Origin of the sequence: Falsihalocynthiibacter sp. S25ZX9 (assembly GCF_041205405.1) — a bacterium.
In the GTDB taxonomy this organism is placed as follows: Bacteria; Pseudomonadota; Alphaproteobacteria; order Rhodobacterales; family Rhodobacteraceae; genus Falsihalocynthiibacter; species Falsihalocynthiibacter arcticus.
This window is the reverse complement of record NZ_JBGFCD010000205.1, coordinates 1-310: the sequence shown is the minus strand read 5'-3', so window position 1 is coordinate 310 and position 310 is coordinate 1. Positions and strand designations below refer to the sequence as shown.

Annotated in this window: 1 pseudogene; it reads right to left on the bottom strand. The window is 53.9% G+C overall.

Annotated elements, in window-relative coordinates:
- Positions 1-310 (bottom strand): annotated as a pseudogene (glyA, locus tag AB9F29_RS21925) (serine hydroxymethyltransferase); the annotation flags it as partial.

The following is a 310-nucleotide window of genomic DNA, read 5'->3' as shown; positions in this document are numbered from 1 at the left end:
GTTCTTGTTCGTTGTGATGTTTGCGCGTTGCAGCGCTTTCTCTGTGGCATTGCCTTTGACATTTTTGGGGCGCAAATCAACCAGCATAACATGTGTGTCTGTGCCGCCTGTTACGATGTCCAAGCCGCCTTTCATAAGCTGGTCTGCAAGGGCAACCGCGTTCGCACGCACGCGCTTTTGGTAGGCTTTGAACTCTGGGCGCAGCGCTTCGCCAAAGGCGACGGCCTTGCCTGCAATCACATGCATCAAGGGGCCGCCTTGAATGCCGGGGAAGATTGCAGAATTGATTTTTTTCGCAATATCCGCGTCG